Source organism: Streptomyces sp. NBC_00080, assembly GCF_045041255.1.
Lineage (GTDB): Bacteria > Actinomycetota > Actinomycetes > Streptomycetales > Streptomycetaceae > Streptomyces > Streptomyces coriariae.
Genome location: NZ_CP108235.1, coordinates 8,290,519 through 8,305,919 on the forward strand (window position 1 = coordinate 8,290,519; position 15,401 = coordinate 8,305,919).

Consider the following 15,401-nt stretch of genomic DNA (forward strand, 5'->3'; position numbering starts at 1 on the left):
CGGGACTCGCCCGAGTCATCGCGCGCCGCCGGCCGGTCGCAGGCGTCAGCCCTCGACCCAGCCGTGGTTCTTCGCGAACTGCGCCAGCCCGGCCCGCACCTGGACGATCTGCTCACCGGTGAGCGAGGGCGCCGCCGTCAGCAGCGCCTCGGTGACGTCCCGGGTGAACTCCTCGGTGCTCAGCACATCGCACAGGACGTCGTCGTCGGCGGCCAGGGGCTTGCCGTCCGCACCCCGCGCCAGCCGTACGTCGGACGCCTTCGGACCGCGTTCGCCGTCCTCGATCTCGAACTCCACCACGATGCCCCGGCGCACCTGCGACTCGGGCATCAGCATGTCGTTGACGTGCAGGAAGACGTCCTCCCCGCCGTCGTCGGGCGCGATGAAGCCGTAGCCCCGCTGACTGTCGAAGCGCACCACACGACCAGCAACCATCCCAACCCCCAGCAACCTCGAAACACCCACGTCGGTGAACCTGCCCAGATCGTAGTCAAGGCGACGGGCCCCGGGCGACTCAGGGGATTCACTGGGCGCGATACAGCGTGGTGAGCAGCTCGACCACGGCCTGCGTCGCGGGGTGCGGGTCGTCGCGCCACCACACCAGCCGGACCGCGACGGGCTCCGCGTCACGCACCGACTGGCCGCCGCCTGCCGGACGTCGTACATCCTGCTCAACCGCACGGTCGGACGACGGGTCCCCGGTGCCCAGGGCGCGGCGGCCGCCGCGACCGTCTCCGCCGTGCTTTTCCTGCCCGTCGGCGTGGTACTGGCCCTGCGCCACCCGCCGACCGTGCAGTCCGTCGGCTTCGCCGTGGCCGCCGGGGTTCCCCTCAGCGTCCTCGTGCCGCGCCGCTGACCGGGGTCAGGACTCGGATCGCTCCGCGTTGCGCTTCTTGATGCGGACGGTCTCCCTGCGGACCTCGGCCTGCGTGGCGCGCTCCTTCTCCAGCCACTCGGGCTTGGCGTCCTTGACGGCCTCGATCTGCTCGGTGGTGAGCGCCTCGGTCACCCCGGCGCGGGCCAGGCCGGCGATGGAGACGCCCAGCTTGGCCGCGACCACCGGGCGCGGGTGCGGGCCGGTCTCGCGCAGCTTGAGCAGCCACTCGGGCGGGTTCGCCTGGAGTTCGTTCAGCTCGGCGCGCGTGACGACGCCCTCCTGGAACTCGGCGGGCGTGGCGGGGAGGTGCACACCCAGCTTCTTCGCCGCGGTGGCGGGCTTCATCGTCTGGGTGTTCTGCTGCGACTTCATGCCGTCCAGGGTATCGGCCGCGGCGAAGACCTCCGACCACAGCCGGTAGCCTGGCGGGATGACCGACTCGGCGGACTCCCCCTCGTTCCGGCTCGCGTACGTCCCCGGAGTGACGCCCGCCAAGTGGGTGCGGATCTGGGCGGAGCGCCTGCCCGACACACCCCTCGGCCTCCTCCAGGTGACCCCCGCGGAGGCCTCCGACGTCTTGCGTGAGGGTGCCGCGGACGCCGCCTTCGTGCGGCTTCCGGTCGACCGTACGGTGTTCAGCGCGATTCCTCTGTACACGGAGACCACCGTCGTCGTGGTCCCCCGGGACCATGTGATCACCGCGGCCGAGGAGGTCACGGTGGCCGACCTCGCCGACGAGGTGGTCCTCCATCCGCTGGACGACGTCCTCGGCTGGGAGCAGCTGCCCGGCGAGGCCGCCTTCGAGCGCCCGGCGACCACCGAGGACGCGATCGAGCTGGTCGCGGCGAACATCGGCGTGCTGGTCGTGCCCCAGTCCCTGGCCCGCCTGCACCACCGCAAGGACCTCACCTACCGGACGATCGTCGACGCCCCCCGGTCGGACATCGCCCTCGCCTGGCCCGAGGACGCGACCACCGAGCTGGTCGAGGACTTCATCGGTATCGTCCGCGGCCGCACCGTCAACAGCACGCGGGGCCGGGCCCAGCAGGCTCCGGCAGCGGACCGCAAGGCCGAGCGCGAGCGTCGAAAGCCGCAGGCCGGCGGGGGTGCGGGCAAGAGTACCGCCGGAGGCGCCCGCGGCCGCGGCGGTGGCGGTGGTGCCAAGGGCGGCGCCGCGAAGGGCGGCGGCGGTCGGCGCGGTACCGGCGGCGGCAAGCCCCGCCGCCGGTCGTAGCGGGCTCCCGCGCCGTCAGGGCACGTAGGTCGCCCCGCGCGCGGTGCGCACCACCTTCGCCCCGTCGGCCGCGCCGAGCAGCCCGCCGGCCACCCAGGCGTCCACCACAGTCCGTACCCGCGCCACCAGCGCCGGCTTCCCGCGGAAGGGTGCCTGCGCCCACACCTCGTCGAGCAGGGTGGTGCCGTCCGTCCTCGCCGGGTTGGCCACGCCCGAGTCGCTGTTGCCGAAGACGATCCCGGGCTCGGCCCGCCGTACATAGGCGTGGGTCGGATCCTCGGTGCCCTCGTGGAACGGGGCGAACTCGGTGCCGTCGAGCGTGAAGTGCAGCGGCTTCCCGCTCACCGGCGCGAGGGAGGGCAGCAGGTCGCCGGAGAGGGCCGCGTTGCGGTAGAGGCCGAACTCCAGGTACGTCGTCGCGGAGTTGCGGGCGACGAGATTGACCGGACCGTGGAACAGGGTCTGGAGCGACGGGTCGTCGGGAGCCTTCTCGACCCGCAGCCGGAACGGCATCGTCACCCGGACCACGTCCCCGTCGCGCCAGGTCCGTGACACCGTGAAGTAAGTGCCGGGCACCGGCGTCCCGCCGGCCTCGCGCCCGTTGACCGTCACCCCGAAGCCGGCCGTCGCCCAGGACGGCACGCGCAGCCGCAGCGCGAAGGCGGCCCGGCGTCCCCGGACGGTGAGCGTGCTGCCCTGTTCGCGCGGGAAGTCGGTGCTCTGCGTGACGGTGGCGCCCTTCTCGGCCCAGGTGAGCGTGGATGGGCTGTAGAGGTTGACGTACAGCGCGCTGCCGTCGGCCGCCCTGAAGTACACCGAGTCCTGGTACTTGGTGGCGCTCTCCATGCCGGTGCCCTCGCAGCAGGTCGTGCCCTGCTTGGGCGTGTAGTCGCGCACGTGGCCCGGGGTGAGCCCGATGAAGTACGTGACCAGCGGTTTCTCCGCGTCAGGAGTGTCCTGCCGGGAGCCGAGGACCTGGTTGTACAGGGCCCGTTCGTAGTAGTCCATGTAGGCCGGGTCCTGCTCGTGGAAGAAGAGCAGCCGGCTCAGCTTCAGCATGTTGTACGCACAGCAGGTCTCGGCGGTGGTCGCGCCGATCGTCCCCGCGATGACGTCCCTCGCCTTCCAGAACTCCGCCGTGCTGGTGCCGCCGATGCCGTACATGCGGTGCGGTACGACCATGCGCCAGAAGTTCTTCGCGGCGGTCAGGTAACGCGCCTCGCCCGTCTCGTCGTACAGTCGCACCAGGCCGGTGAAGATCGGGATGTGCTGGTTGGCGTGCAGCCCGTCGAGCGTGTCGATGTCGGCCGCGCAGGCGTCGATGAGCCTGTCGAGGTCGAACAGCCGGGCCAGCGCGAGGTGTTCGGCCCTGCCGGAGAGGGCGTGCAGATCGCAGATCGCCTCGACGATGCCGCCGAACTCCCCGCTGGAGAAGATCCCCCACATGCGCTGGAGCGTCGCCTCGGGCAGCTTCGACAGCCGGGAGTACATCCAGTCGCACATCCCGGACGCCAGGTCGAGCGCACGGTCGTCGTCGGTGGCCAGGTACGCGTCCAGCAGACCCCGGAGGATCTTGTGGGCGGTGTAGTAGGGCGCCCACACCTTCGTGTAGTCGGGGCCGGTCATCGACTCCAGCTGGATGAACTGGGTCTCCGGGTAGGCCGCGAGGAAACCGGGATGGCTGGGGCCGTCCCAGGTGCGGCGCAGGGTGGCGGTCAGGCCGCGTCCGGAGGCGTCCGCGAAGGTGCTCCCCGAGGTCTCGTCGAAGGCGTACGAGACGAGGTCGCCGGCCGTCCGGCCGCTCTGCAACCCGGCGACCTCGTCGGCGGTCAGGGCGCGCGACCAGACGTCGAAGCCGCCGAAGGCACCCGCGAAGACGGGGTCGGACGCGTAGTGGGACCGGCCGAGCCAGTGGCCGGTGAGGGCGCCGAGGGCGGCCGGGGTGAGCGACATGGCGGTGTTGCGGGCCACTGCCGTGCCGTCGACGTACAGGGTGCCGGTGCCCCCGGCGAGGGTCACCGCGAGGTGGCTCCACCGGTTCAGGGGCAGCGCGGCCGTGCCGTCGAGTCCCTGCTCGCCGCCCGGCCCGCCGGTGGTGATGGCGAACCGGGGCACCCCGCTCGCGTTGCGGGCGGCCAGGTACAGATACCGGGTCGTGTCGTTGCCGCAGTCGAGGATCCGGGTCCAGGCGGCGTCATGGGTGGGCTTCACCCAGGCGGCGAGGGTCATCTCCGTGGCGCCGCCGAGCACGCCGGAGGGCAGGTCGACGTACTGGTAGGAGCCGCGGATGTTCTCCACGGCCGTACCGAACCTCCCGTCGGTGCTCAGGACGGCGGGATCGTGCCGCAGGGCCTCGCGCACCTCCGTCAGCGCGCCGATCGCGGTGCGGATCCGGTCCGCGAACACCTGCTCCGCGGTGCTCGCGTACGCCTGGGAGAGCATGGTCAGGAAATGGCCGGTGTAGTGGCCGCGCAGATTGCCGTTGGCCTCCCCGTCCAGGCCCTCCCAGCCGCCGGGGGCGACCGCGCCGAGGGTGGAGAGGCCGGCGTTGGCGCGGAAGACCTGGAGCAGCCGGTTCACGTCGTAGCCGCGGGCGTGGTCGAGCATCAGCTGCCGCTTGGCGGCGAAGACACCGGCGCCGAGCGCGACGTCCTCGAGGCCGAAGGGCCGGAGCGACCGGGCGGCCGAGGGCGGGAGCGCGGCCGTCGAGGCCCGCGCGGCGGCGGTGGCGGACAGCGCGGGGACGGCCGCCGTGAGCATCGCGCTCCGGAGCAGGATCCGTCGGGTGAGGGGCGGTGCCATGTGCTGCTCCTCCGGTCCACAGGTGATCGACACGATCGTTCGATATCACGAACGATGTGCGGATGGTCGACCAGACGCTAGAGGGGTGGCGGGTGAGCGTCAACGGTCCTGACGGGACGGAAAGTTGCGAGGGCGACCGCTACTTCGAGGCCGCTCGTCCGATCGACTCCACCAGCGGCAGCAGCCGGTGCGGCACGCGCTCGCGCAGCGCTACCTCACTGCGGGTGCGGACCACGCCGGGCAGACTGATCAGCTTCTGGATCACGTCCTCCAGGTGCGCGTTGTCGCGCGCCACGACCCGGGTGAGGAGATCGCCGCCGCCGGTGATGGAGAACGCCTCGACGATCTCCGGTACGGCGGCCAGCGCGTCGCCCACGTCGTCGAGGTGCCCCTGGGTGACCTCGATGTGCACGAACGCGAGCACCGGGTGACCCAGTGCGGCGGGGGAGAGCGACGGCGCCGCGCCGGTGATCACGCCGTCCCGCTCCAGCCGGTCGAGACGCGCCTGAAGGGTGCCGCGCGCGACGCCGAGGAGCCGGGCGTACTCCCGCACGCTCGTCCGCGGCTGCTCGAGCAGCAGGCGCAGGATGCGGGTGTCCAGCTCGTCCACGGCCATCCGGCGGGCCTCCTCGCACGTTCGTGATCAGCGCCGACTGTACCAATGGCCCAGGATGACGGGTGGGGTCCGAGCCGCCGGTCGGGTGGGCGCCACCGCCGAAGTCGTCGGCGGAAGTGTGCCGATGGCAGGCTGGTGGCGAGGGGATTCCGGTCTGGTGTGAGCCATTGGCCCAGTCAACCCGGCCCCTGTTGAACCACCAGCCCTCCGGATGCTCAAATGGTGGAGTCGATGGCGCTGCGGACCCCCGCGGCGCCTTTCTCATGTCGCGGTACGTCCGTGGCGCATCAGGGTGGGGAAAGGGCGGGGCAGCTTGCTGAAGAGGGCGTTCGTGGCACCGGATCCCGGACGGATGCGACTGCGGTTCGCCTCCCGGGCCGTGCTCGGCATCGGGCTGGCCGTCGGGCTGTGCGGGCCGGCCGGGCTTTCGCTGGTGGCGGCCATCACCGGTGGCCTGGCCGCGCTGCTCGCGCTGTTCACGGTGACGGACCCGACGGTGCGCGGACAGGCCGTGACCACCGCCCTGCTCCCGGTCGTCGGGCTGCCGGTGCTGGCGCTCGCGGCGGTCCTGCACGGCGTGCCCGTCGCCCGTGACGCGGCCTTCCTCGCCGTGGTCGGGGCCGGGGTGTACGCGCGGCGCTGGGGGCCGCGCGGGCACTCGCTCGGGGTGTTCGCGTTCATGACCTTCTTCGCCGCCCAGTTCCTGCACACCGTCCCCGGTCAGCTGCCCGAGCTGTGCGCCGCCGTCCTGCTGTCGATCGCCGCCTCGTCCGCGGTGCGGTTCGGGGTGTGGCCCTACGAACGACGGCTTCCGGCGCCGGCGGCCGTCGCCCCGCCGACCGGCGGGACCGGTCTGGCGCGGATCACCACGCGGCAGGCGACGCAGGCGACCGTGGGCGCCGGGATCGCCCTCGTCGTCGGACAGGCCATGTCGGACCAGCGGTGGTACTGGGCCGTTGGCGCCACCTGGTGGGTGTTCGTGAACACCACCTCGCGCGGCGAGACCCTCGTACGGGGGTTCCGGCGGTTCCTCGGGACCGTCCTCGGGATCGTGCTGGGTCTGGTCGTGGCCCTGCCCCTGCACGGCGAGCCGGTGGCGACCGCGGTGGTCGTCGCGGCCGGCGTCTTCGGGATCTTCTACTCGGCCGCCGTGTCGTACACCTGGATGATGCTCGCCGTCACCGTCATGGCGAGCGCGCTGTACGGGCTGCTCGGCCTGCTCGACCCGGCGCTGCTCGCCCTGCGGGTGACCGAGACGGCCGTCGGGGCGCTCGGGGCCGCCCTGGCGGTGCTGCTGGTGCTCCCGGTGACCACGCACTCCGTCACCGACGCCTGGGTGGAGCGCGCACTGCGCTGTGTGCACCTGTGCACCGCGGAGGCCGCCGCCCGGCTCGCGGGTTCCGAGGCGGCGGACCCGGCTCGGCGGGTGGTCGAACTGGAGCAGATCCTCGCCCGGGTCCGGCTGTCGCTGGCGCCGCTGGTGCATCCGCTCAGCCCCCTGCGGGCGCGCAAGGGCCGGGCCCGGCACGTGCTGGAGCTGCTCGACGAGTGCGCCCGCGAGGTGCGCGGGCTGGCCTCGGTCGCCGCGGACCCCGAGGCCTCCCACGACGCCCGCCTCGTCGCCGCCTGTTGGCGGGTGGAGTCCGCGGTCGAGGCGCTCACCGCCGCACCGGCCGACGGACGGCCCCACCCCGCCGAAACCGCCGCCGTACCGCTCGGCCCGGGATCCGAGCCGGTCCTGGCCCACCTCCACGCCCTGGAGCGGGCCCTTCTCGAACTCGCGGTGCCCCTGCGCGGCGCAGCCCGCGTCACGGCCGGCGCCTGAGCGGACGCGGCCCTCTCGGCGCGGCGGCCCGCCGCCCCGGCGCGGTTGACCGCACCCGCCGACGGACGGCCGCACCCGCCGCAACCGTCGCCGTACCGCTCGGCGCCCGAGCGGGCGCGGCTCCTGGACCCGGCGGCCCGCCGCCCGGGGGCCGTCTGTCGACGGGCGAGCGCGCCTGGTCTAGACCGCTGGTGATCGACTGCTACGGTCACCCCGAGCAGCAGCGTCAGCAGCGGCAGCGGCGACCCGGGAGGGGACAGCGGTGGCAGACCTCGGCGGAAGGCGACAGCGGGCGTTCATCGGCTCGTTCACGGCGGCTGGAGGGCCCGGGATCGTGGCCGCCGCCGTGGACCCGGTCAGCGGTGCGCTGACCGTCCTGAGCAGAGTGAACGGCGTCCCCGACCCCTCTTATCTGGCCCTGTCGGCCACCGGGGACACGCTGTACGCGGTCAGCGAGACGGCGGACGGCGCGGTGGCCGCGTACCGGGTGACGGGCGACACGCCGGAGCAGACCGGGCCACCGGTGCCGGTCGGCGGCAGCGGTCCCACGCACCTCAGCGTTTTCGACGGACACGTCCTCACCGCCAACTACGGCTCCGGCAGCATCACGGCCGTCCCGGTCCGCGCCGACGGCGGCCTCGCCCGCGTCGCCTCCGGCGTTCTCCGGCACACCGGCTCGGGTCCGCACACGCGACGCCAGCAGGGGCCGCACGCCCACCAGGTGCAGCCCGACCCGAGCGGCCGCTGGGCGGTCAGCGTGGACCTCGGGACCGATTCCGTACGGGTGTGCGCCCTGCGCGACGGCAGCCCCGTCCTGCACCGGGAGCACGCCCTGCGCCCCGGCTCGGGCCCCCGCCACCTGGCCTTCCACCCGGGGGGCGGCCACGCCTACGTGGTCAACGAGCTCACCCCGACCGTCACCGTCTGCCGCTGGGACGCCTCCGACGGCTCGCTGAAGCCGCTGGCCGAGGCCGCCGTCCTGCCCGGCGCCCCGGCCGGGGACGCCTACCCCTCGGGCCTCGTCGTCTCGCCCGACGGCCGGTTCGTCTGGACCGCCACCCGGGGCGAGGACGTGCTCTCCGTGTTCGCCGTGGAGGGCGCGGGGGAGGCGCTGCGGCTGGTCGGGACCGTGCCCTGCGCTGGACACTGGCCGCGGGCCGTCGCCGAGTCCAACGGATTCCTGTACGTCGCGAACGAACGCTCGGGCGATGTCACCTGGTTCTCCCTCGACCCGACGACCGGCCTGCCCCGGCGCGCCGGCTCGATCGCGGTACCCGCCGCCTCCTGCGTGGTCCTCGGCTGAGCCGCACCGCTGCTCCGCGCCCCCGACCTGCCTCGCGCCGGTCCGGGGTGACGCGAAGGGCCCGCTCCACACCCGGAGCGGGCCCTTCGCGCGTACGGCGTCCGTGCGTTCGGTTCAGCGGACCGGCGCGCCCTGGGGCTGCGGCGGGGCGATACCGAGGGCGGTCGTGTACTTGGCCAGCGCGAGCTTGCCGATGGCCGGGTAGGGGCCGAGCGCCTCGGCGGCGGCACAGCCGGCTTCCCTGGCCGCCTCCTCGATCAGCGTGGCGTCGATCTCCGGGCCGATCAGGTAGGGCGCCAGCGCCAGCTGCTGGGAGCCGGAGGAGCGCAGCTGCTCGGCGACGGAGGCGATCGAGCCCTCCTGGTCGAGAGCCGCGGCCATCACCGGCACGGCGAGGCGCGCGGCGAGCAGCATGCCGGTGATCCCTGCGGCCTGCACGGCCTCCTCGCCGCCCACGGAGGCGAGGATGATGCCGTCCGCGGCCGTCGCCACGGTGAACAGCCGGGCGCGGTCGGCGCGGGCCAGACCGGCCTCGGACAGCCGCACGTGCAGGGCCTCGGCGAGCAGCGGGTGCGGACCGAGCACATCGGTCAGCTCGGCCGCGATCCGGCTCTCCATGACGGCCTGGCGGACCTGGCGCAGCAGCGCGCCGTCGGGACCGGCAAGCAGCGGCACGACGACGCCCACCGGGCCGTCGGGCTCCTTGACGTCCAGTCCGGCGGCACGGGCCTGCTCGAAGCGGGCGGTGCGTTCGTCGGCGGCGTGCGCGAGAACGGACTGGAGGGTGGGGAAACCGTTGTCGTCCCCGTCCAGGTAACCGATGCGTGCGTCGAGGCCGGGCAGCTCGGAGCGGGCGATGCTCACGATCTCCTCGGCGAGACCGCGCGTGGCGGCACTCGGCGGACCAGGCACCGCGAGGACGAGCGCGGGCGCGCCCTCGGGAGCCGCCACCGGCTCGGGTCGGCGGTGCCGCCCAGGCTGGCGAGGCCGCGGCATTCGTACTGGCAGGCCGGACGCGGGCCCAGTGGGGGAGCTCATGGCGACGCATGTTACTGGCTTCCTGGGCTCCCCTGTTCGGGGAGGGTGCACGTGAGCGGTATCCGTCCGGTTTTGTCTGATGAGTTACGTACGGATCAGAAGTGATCAGCGTGTTTTCCAGGCGACTTGCCCTCGGAGGCAGTAATCCCCCTTTTGGGGCATGACGTACTTTCCCTACGCACGATGCATCAGGGGGGGTTCGCCAGGCTCTCCACCGAGAACAGGCTCTCCTCGCGCGGGAGCGCGAGCGTGCCCGTCGCCAGTGCGGTGGCGACGCGCACGGCGCCGTCCAGCGGATCGCCCTCGGCCGGCACCCGCAGGGCATGCGGCAGCAGCCGCGCGAGCTCTCCCTCCAGAGGGACGAGGAGCGGGTCGCCCATCCCGAACAGGCCGCCGGTGAGAGCGATCCGGGGCTCTCCGTCGGCCGGACAGACGGCGGCGGCCGACTCGGCCATGTGCCGGGCCGCGGTGCGCAGGATCCCGGCGGCGACCGGATCGTCCTGGGCGCAGGCGGCCACCTGCGGCGCGAAGGAGGCGAGGACGGCCGGTCGGTCCGGACGCGGATACAGCAGACCGGGCAGCCCGGTCATCGGCCCGAACCGCTCCTCGGCCCGCGCCAGCAGCGCGGCCGACCCGCCGGGCCGCCCGTCATAGGCTCGCAGGGCGGCTTCCAGGCCGGCCCGCCCGATCCACGCGCCGCCGCCGCAGTCGCCCAGCAGATGGCCCCAGCCGTCCGCCCGCTGCCATGCCGTCAGGTCCGTCCCGATCGCGATCAGGCCCGTACCCGCGGCCACCACGGCGCCCGGCCGCGGTCCGAGCGCGCCGACGTAGGCGGTGACGGCGTCGGCGACGAGCGCGGTGGTCCGGACGCCGAACTCCCGCGCCAGGGCGCCCGGGAGCTCCGCGCGCAGCGCGTCGCCCAGGGTGGCGAGTCCCGCGGCGCCCACGACCGCCGTAGTGGGCCGGGGAACTCCGGTCTCGGCCGTCAACGCCCTGACCAGCGGCGTCAGTTGTGACATCAGGTGGTCCGGGTCGATGCCCCGCGCGCCGGTGCGCACGGGCACCGGGGACGAACGCCGGCCGAGGGCACCGCGCTCGGCGGTCCCCAGGACGACGCGGAGACCGGAACCGCCCGAGTCCACGGCGAGGATGCCGCTGCCGGAGCCGGCCGCGGTGCCGGTCCCGGCCCCGTCGCCGGGACCGGCACCGCCGGTCACGGCAGGCGCCAGTCCACCGGTTGACCTCCCTGCCGGACCAGCAGGTCGTTCGCCCTGCTGAACGGCCGCGAGCCGAAGAAGCCGCGGTCCGCCGACATGGGGGAGGGGTGCGCGGACTCCACCGAGGGCAGGTCCCCGAGCAGCGGACGCAGGTTGCGGGCGTCGCGGCCCCACAGGACGGACACCAGGGGCTTGCCGCGCGCCGCCAGCGCCCGGATCGCCTGTTCGGTGACCTCCTCCCAGCCCTTCCCGCGGTGTGCCGCCGGCTTGCGCGGAGCCGTGGTGAGCGCCCTGTTGAGCAGCAGCACCCCCTGCTGCGTCCACGGTGTCAGGTCGCCGTTGGACGGCTGGGGCAGGCCCAGGTCGGTGTTCAGCTCCCGGTATATGTTGATCAGGCTGCCGGGTAGCGGACGGACCTCCGGAGCGACCGAGAACGACAGACCCACCGCGTGCCCGGGCGTCGGATACGGGTCCTGTCCGACGATCAGGACGCGGACGTCGTCGAAGGGCTGCTGGAAGGCCCGCAGAACGTTCTGTCCGGCAGGGAGGTAGGTGCGTCCCGCGGCGATCTCCGCGCGCAGGAAGTCGCCCATCTCGGCGATCTTCCCGGCGACGGGTGCAAGGGCCTCGGCCCAGCCCGGTTCGACGATTTCATGCAAGGGTCGTGGTGCCACGGCGTCACCCTACTGCCGTACACAGGTCGCTGATCAACCGGTGGCCAAGGCCGGACGGCCGCCCCTCGCGCGCGGGTCGGCTCATCCGACCACCGCGGCCCGTACGCACAGGACGTCCGGCAGGTGCGAGGCCAACTGCCGCCAGCTGTCGCCGTCGTCGGCCGAGGCGAACACCTCGCCGTTGCGGTTGCCGAAGTACACGCCCGCCGGGTCTCCGTCGTCCGTACAGAGCGCGTCGCGCAGCACCGTGCCGTAGTGGTCCTCCTGCGGCAGGCCCGCCGTGAGCGGTTCCCAGGTCCGGCCCGCGTCCGAGGTACGGAAGACCCGGCAGCGGTGGTCGGCGGGCACCCGGTCCGCGTCGGCGTTGATCGGGAACACGTACGCCGTGTCCCCGCGCGTCGGGTGCGCGGCGACGGCGAAGCCGAAGGTGGAGGGCAGGCCCGCGCCGATGTCGGTCCACTGCCCGCCCCCGTCGTCGCTCCGGTAGACCCCCCAGTGGTTCTGGAGGTAGAGACGGTCCGGGTTCACCGCGTCCCTCGCGACCTTGTGCACGCACTGGCCGAACTCCGGGTTCGGATCCGGCAGGAACACCGCGGAGACACCGGAGTTGGCGGGCGCCCAGTTCGTGCCGCCGTCGCTCGTGCGGAACACCCCGGCGGTGGACACGGCCACGGTCACCGACCGCGGGTCGCGCGTGTCGGTGAGAACCGTGTGCAGGCCCTCCCCGCCGCCGCCCGGCACCCACTTCGAGCGCGTGGGGTGCTCCCACAGGGGGCGGACCAGCTCGAAGCTCTCGCCGCGGTCCTCCGAGCGGTACAGGGCGGCCGGTTCCGTGCCCGCGTACACCACGTCCGGCTCGGCGGCCGCCGGGTGCAGTTGCCACACCCGCTCCAGCGAGGCCTCCGTGTCCTGCGGGAACTTGACGGCGGGTGCGGCCGGTTCGGTCCAGGTCCGGCCGAGGTCGTCGGAGTGGAACACCGACGGACCCCAGTGCGCGCTGTCGCCGCCGGCCAGCAGCCGCGGGCGGTCGCCACGGGTGTCGATGGCGACCGAGTAGATCGCCTGTGCGTTGAAGTAGGGGGATTCGTCGAACTCCCATGTGCCCCCGCGCCGACGCCCCATGAACAGGCCCTTGCGCGTGCCCACGGCAAGCAGTGTCTCGGTCATGCCCGATCACCTCCGCTGTGTCTTTGACGTCCTTGTCCCAGACACCGGCCAGTCTGCACCCCGCCACTGACAGTCACCTCCGGAAACGCCGTCGCCGCAGGTCACAGCGGCGACGGCGGTCCGCGAGCGCAAGACATCGGCCACTTTCACCGGGACGCCTGCGCGGGCGCCGGGCCCGTGGCAGCGTCGGGACGAGGGATTCGCCCTGAGCATCAGGCCCGCCCGCCCCGTATGGGAGGGCGGCCGGGATGTTCATGTGCTCATGAGGAGGAAGCCTTCGATGGCGTTCCGTGGTCCGAAGGTGTGGCTGTGGCGCTGGCGGCGCAACCCGCTCAAGCGCCGCGCCGACACGGTGGAGGCCTGGGTCGTGCTCGCCGTGTGGGCGCTGACCGTCCTCACCGGGGTGCTGGCGGGGTGGGCGACAGCGGGGTCCGTCGAACACGGTCTGGCGCGGGAACGCGTCGAGTGGCGGCCCCTGCAGGGGCGGCTGACCGAGCGGGCCCCGGGCAGGGCCGCCGTGAACGGTTCGGCCGCCGGTGATCAGGTGTGGGCGAAGGTCGGCTGGACCGGACCGGACGGCTCCGCGCACCAGGGCCAGGTCCGGGTCGGCCCCGGCAGCGCCGCGGGCACCCCCGTCACGGTCTGGACGGACCGGCAGGGCCGCCTGGTGACGAAACCGGCCACCGCCGCCCAGGCCAGACTGCGCGCCTCCCTCGTCGGCGGCCTTGCGGGAGTCGGCACGGCCGTCCTCCCCTTCGCGGGCGGCCGCGTCCTGCGGGGCCGGATGGAACGCCGGCGCGTGGAGCAGTGGGACACCGACTGGGCCCGCTTCGACGCGCTCTGGGGCCGCCCGACGGGCTGACCCGACGACCCCGCCCGCGCTCCTGCCCGGGAGAGACGTCAGCCCGTGCCGGGCAGGCTCCGTTCCAGGATCCCGTCGAGATCGGCGCCGTCCGGAAGCGTGCCGAAGGAGTACCCCCAGTCGCCTCCCAGCCGGGTCGCGCAGAACGCGTCGGCGACGGCGGGCGGGGCGTGCCGGACCAGCAGCGAGGCCTGGAGGGTGAGGGCCATCTGCTCCACCAGACGGCGGGCGCCGGCCGGTGTCGCCTCGCCCAGCCGGGTCCGCAGCCGCGAGACGGCGGCGTCGAGGCGGGCGTCCGCGCCCCGCGCCAGGGCTAGTTCGCCGAACAGCGCGTCCGCCGTCGCCGGCTCGCGGGTCAACGCCCGCAGTACGTCGAGGGCGTTGACGTTGCCCGAGCCCTCCCAGATGGACAGCAGCGGCGCCTCGCGGTAGTGGCGGGGCATTCCGGAGTCCTCCACGTAGCCGTTGCCGCCGAGGCACTCCAGGGCCTCCGCGGTGAACGCCGGACCCCGTTTGGTCACCCAGTACTTGCCGACCGCGGTGGCGATCCGCCGGAAGGCCCGCTCGGCACCCGGACCGTCGTCCGCGCGCACCGCCCGGTCGGCCGCGCCGGCCAGCCTCAGGGTGAGCGTGGTGGCGGCCTCCGACTCCAGCGCCAGGTCGGCCAGCACGTTGCGCATCAGCGGCTGGTCCAGCAGCCGCGCCCCGAACGCGCTGCGGTGCCGCACGTGGTGCCCCGCCTCCACGAGTGTCTTGCGCATCAGCGTCGCCGACATCATCACGCAGTCCAGGCGCGTGCAGTTGACCATCTCGATGATGGTCTTCACGCCCTGTCCCTCCGGCCCGACCAGCCAGGCCACGGTCCCGTCGAACTCGGGCTCGGAGGAGGCGTTGGAGCGGTTGCCCAGCTTGTCCTTCAGCCGCTGGACGCGGAACGTGTTGCGGGTGCCGTCGGGCAGCACACGCGGCACCAGGAAGCACGAGAGCCCGTCCGGCGCCTGCGCCAGCACCAGGAAGACATCACACATCGGCGCCGACGTGAACCACTTGTGCCCGCGCAGGGTGTACACACCGGGCTCCGCCGTGGGCAGGGCCGTCGTCGTGTTCGTGCGGACGTCGGAGCCGCCCTGCTTCTCGGTCATCCCCATGCCCGCGAGCAGCCCGCGCTTCTGTGTCGGCACCCGCAGCCCCGGGTCGTACACCCGGCCGGTCAGCAGTGGCTCGTAGACGGCGGCGAGTTCCGGCTGGCGACGCAGCGCGGGGACGGCCGCATAGGTCATCGACGTGGGGCAGCCGTGCCCGGCTTCCGTGTGCCCCCAGGCGAGACCGCCCGCCGTGCGCGCCACATGGGCACCCGGCCGGTCGTCCGCCCAGGGCGCGCCGGCCAGCCCCTCCGCGACCGCGACCCGCATCAGCTCGTGCCAGCCGGGGTGGAAGTCGACCTCGTCGACGCGGTGCCCGTAGCGGTCGTGCGTGCGCAGGACGGGTTCGTGCCGGTTGGCCAGTTCGCCCCACTCCTGCGCCTCGACGCCGCCCGCCAGCAGACCGATCCGGCGGACGTCCGGCTCCGCCCATCCGGCGCCCTCCCGGCGCAGCCCCTCCAGGAGGGCCACGTCGTCGGAGGCGTCGTACGGAGCCAGGGGCGGAGGCTGATTGGTGACGTCGTGCGTGGCGTACGACGGGACGGGCGGCGCCGGGTGTGCCTGCGGCTGCGGCTGGGTGAGTATCTGGGCCATGCGGCCATGTTGCACTTTCCCTACGGGTGTAGCAATAGTGCAACAGCGGG

At 73.6% G+C, this 15,401-nt stretch carries 13 protein-coding genes and 2 pseudogenes; 5 read left to right on the top strand and 10 right to left on the bottom strand.

What is annotated here, in order from left to right; all coding sequences use genetic code 11:
* Window positions 1-45 precede the first annotated feature (45 nt).
* Complete coding sequence (locus tag OHU34_RS36985; protein ID WP_028806173.1) at window positions 46-435, bottom strand: cold-shock protein; 390 nt, start codon at window positions 433-435, stop codon at window positions 46-48.
* Between the two features lie 88 nt (window positions 436-523).
* A pseudogene (locus tag OHU34_RS36990) lies at window positions 524-637 on the bottom strand (LysR family transcriptional regulator); the annotation flags it as partial.
* Between OHU34_RS36990 and OHU34_RS36995 the strand changes: the two are divergent.
* Window positions 638-847: pseudogene (locus tag OHU34_RS36995) on the top strand (EamA family transporter); the annotation flags it as partial.
* 15 nt (window positions 848-862) lie between these two features.
* Here OHU34_RS36995 and OHU34_RS37000 read toward each other — a convergent pair.
* Window positions 863-1,249, bottom strand: coding sequence for a DUF5997 family protein (locus OHU34_RS37000; RefSeq protein ID WP_230196890.1), 387 nt, complete (start codon window positions 1,247-1,249; stop codon window positions 863-865).
* Between the two features lie 58 nt (window positions 1,250-1,307).
* Here OHU34_RS37000 and OHU34_RS37005 point away from each other — a divergent pair, with 58 nt between their 5' ends.
* Window positions 1,308-2,111, top strand: coding sequence for a LysR family substrate-binding domain-containing protein (locus OHU34_RS37005; RefSeq protein WP_142269008.1), 804 nt, complete (start codon window positions 1,308-1,310; stop codon window positions 2,109-2,111).
* 15 nt (window positions 2,112-2,126) lie between these two features.
* On the opposite strand, the gene OHU34_RS37010 is transcribed toward OHU34_RS37005, so the two are convergent.
* A complete protein-coding gene (locus OHU34_RS37010; protein WP_405770467.1) occupies window positions 2,127-4,913 on the bottom strand; it encodes a beta-L-arabinofuranosidase domain-containing protein in 2,787 nt (928 codons plus the stop codon).
* Between the two features lie 139 nt (window positions 4,914-5,052).
* Window positions 5,053-5,529: an Lrp/AsnC family transcriptional regulator gene (locus OHU34_RS37015; RefSeq protein WP_142269007.1), complete on the bottom strand. Its 477-nt coding sequence runs from the start codon at window positions 5,527-5,529 to the stop codon at window positions 5,053-5,055.
* A gap of 313 nt (window positions 5,530-5,842) precedes the next feature.
* Between OHU34_RS37015 and OHU34_RS37020 the strand changes: the two genes are divergently transcribed.
* Both OHU34_RS37020 and OHU34_RS37025 read left to right on the top strand, forming a co-directional pair.
* Window positions 5,843-7,354: an FUSC family protein gene (locus OHU34_RS37020; RefSeq protein ID WP_405770470.1), complete on the top strand. Its 1,512-nt coding sequence runs from the start codon at window positions 5,843-5,845 to the stop codon at window positions 7,352-7,354.
* A gap of 262 nt (window positions 7,355-7,616) precedes the next feature.
* A complete protein-coding gene (locus OHU34_RS37025) occupies window positions 7,617-8,657 on the top strand; it encodes a lactonase family protein (RefSeq protein WP_142269005.1) in 1,041 nt (346 codons plus the stop codon).
* Between the two features lie 114 nt (window positions 8,658-8,771).
* Here the strand turns inward: OHU34_RS37025 and OHU34_RS37030 are convergent, their stop codons facing one another.
* The 4 genes from OHU34_RS37030 to OHU34_RS37045 all read right to left on the bottom strand — a co-directional run bounded on the left by OHU34_RS37030 (window position 8,772) and on the right by OHU34_RS37045 (window position 12,753).
* The gene (locus OHU34_RS37030; protein ID WP_082412707.1) at window positions 8,772-9,695 is read right to left on the bottom strand and encodes a sirohydrochlorin chelatase; all 924 of its coding nucleotides are present in this window, start codon (window positions 9,693-9,695) and stop codon (window positions 8,772-8,774) included.
* 188 nt (window positions 9,696-9,883) lie between these two features.
* Window positions 9,884-10,912: an N-acetylglucosamine kinase gene (locus tag OHU34_RS37035; RefSeq protein WP_230196920.1), complete on the bottom strand. Its 1,029-nt coding sequence runs from the start codon at window positions 10,910-10,912 to the stop codon at window positions 9,884-9,886.
* On the bottom strand, window positions 10,909-11,586 hold the full coding sequence (locus OHU34_RS37040; protein ID WP_028806178.1) for a uracil-DNA glycosylase: 678 nt from the start codon (window positions 11,584-11,586) through the stop codon (window positions 10,909-10,911). The genes OHU34_RS37035 and OHU34_RS37040 overlap by 4 nt, the downstream gene beginning before the upstream one ends.
* A gap of 81 nt (window positions 11,587-11,667) precedes the next feature.
* On the bottom strand, window positions 11,668-12,753 hold the full coding sequence (locus OHU34_RS37045; RefSeq protein ID WP_142269003.1) for an exo-alpha-sialidase: 1,086 nt from the start codon (window positions 12,751-12,753) through the stop codon (window positions 11,668-11,670).
* Window positions 12,754-13,033: 280 nt separating this feature from the next.
* Between OHU34_RS37045 and OHU34_RS37050 the strand changes: the two genes are divergently transcribed.
* On the top strand, window positions 13,034-13,615 hold the full coding sequence (locus OHU34_RS37050) for a hypothetical protein (RefSeq protein ID WP_142269002.1): 582 nt from the start codon (window positions 13,034-13,036) through the stop codon (window positions 13,613-13,615).
* A gap of 38 nt (window positions 13,616-13,653) precedes the next feature.
* Here the strand turns inward: OHU34_RS37050 and OHU34_RS37055 are convergent, their stop codons facing one another.
* Window positions 13,654-15,351 (bottom strand): acyl-CoA dehydrogenase family protein, encoded by a 1,698-nt coding sequence (locus tag OHU34_RS37055; RefSeq protein WP_142269001.1) that lies wholly within the window; start codon window positions 15,349-15,351, stop codon window positions 13,654-13,656.
* Window positions 15,352-15,401: the final 50 nt, after the last annotated feature.

What these genes read in the sequence shown, in the direction of transcription:
- OHU34_RS37055 (WP_142269001.1), bottom strand. Translation starts at nt 15,351, where the DNA reads ATGGCCCAGATACTCACCCAGCCGCAGCCGCAGGCACACCCGGCGCCG.
- OHU34_RS37045 (WP_142269003.1), bottom strand. Translation starts at nt 12,753, where the DNA reads ATGACCGAGACACTGCTTGCCGTGGGCACGCGCAAGGGCCTGTTCATG.
- OHU34_RS37005 (WP_142269008.1), top strand. Translation starts at nt 1,308, where the DNA reads ATGACCGACTCGGCGGACTCCCCCTCGTTCCGGCTCGCGTACGTCCCC.
- OHU34_RS37010 (WP_405770467.1), bottom strand. Translation starts at nt 4,913, where the DNA reads ATGGCACCGCCCCTCACCCGACGGATCCTGCTCCGGAGCGCGATGCTC.
- OHU34_RS37050 (WP_142269002.1), top strand. Translation starts at nt 13,034, where the DNA reads ATGGCGTTCCGTGGTCCGAAGGTGTGGCTGTGGCGCTGGCGGCGCAAC.
- OHU34_RS36985 (WP_028806173.1), bottom strand. Translation starts at nt 435, where the DNA reads ATGGTTGCTGGTCGTGTGGTGCGCTTCGACAGTCAGCGGGGCTACGGC.
- OHU34_RS37015 (WP_142269007.1), bottom strand. Translation starts at nt 5,529, where the DNA reads ATGGCCGTGGACGAGCTGGACACCCGCATCCTGCGCCTGCTGCTCGAG.
- OHU34_RS37000 (WP_230196890.1), bottom strand. Translation starts at nt 1,249, where the DNA reads ATGAAGTCGCAGCAGAACACCCAGACGATGAAGCCCGCCACCGCGGCG.
- OHU34_RS37030 (WP_082412707.1), bottom strand. Translation starts at nt 9,695, where the DNA reads ATGAGCTCCCCCACTGGGCCCGCGTCCGGCCTGCCAGTACGAATGCCG.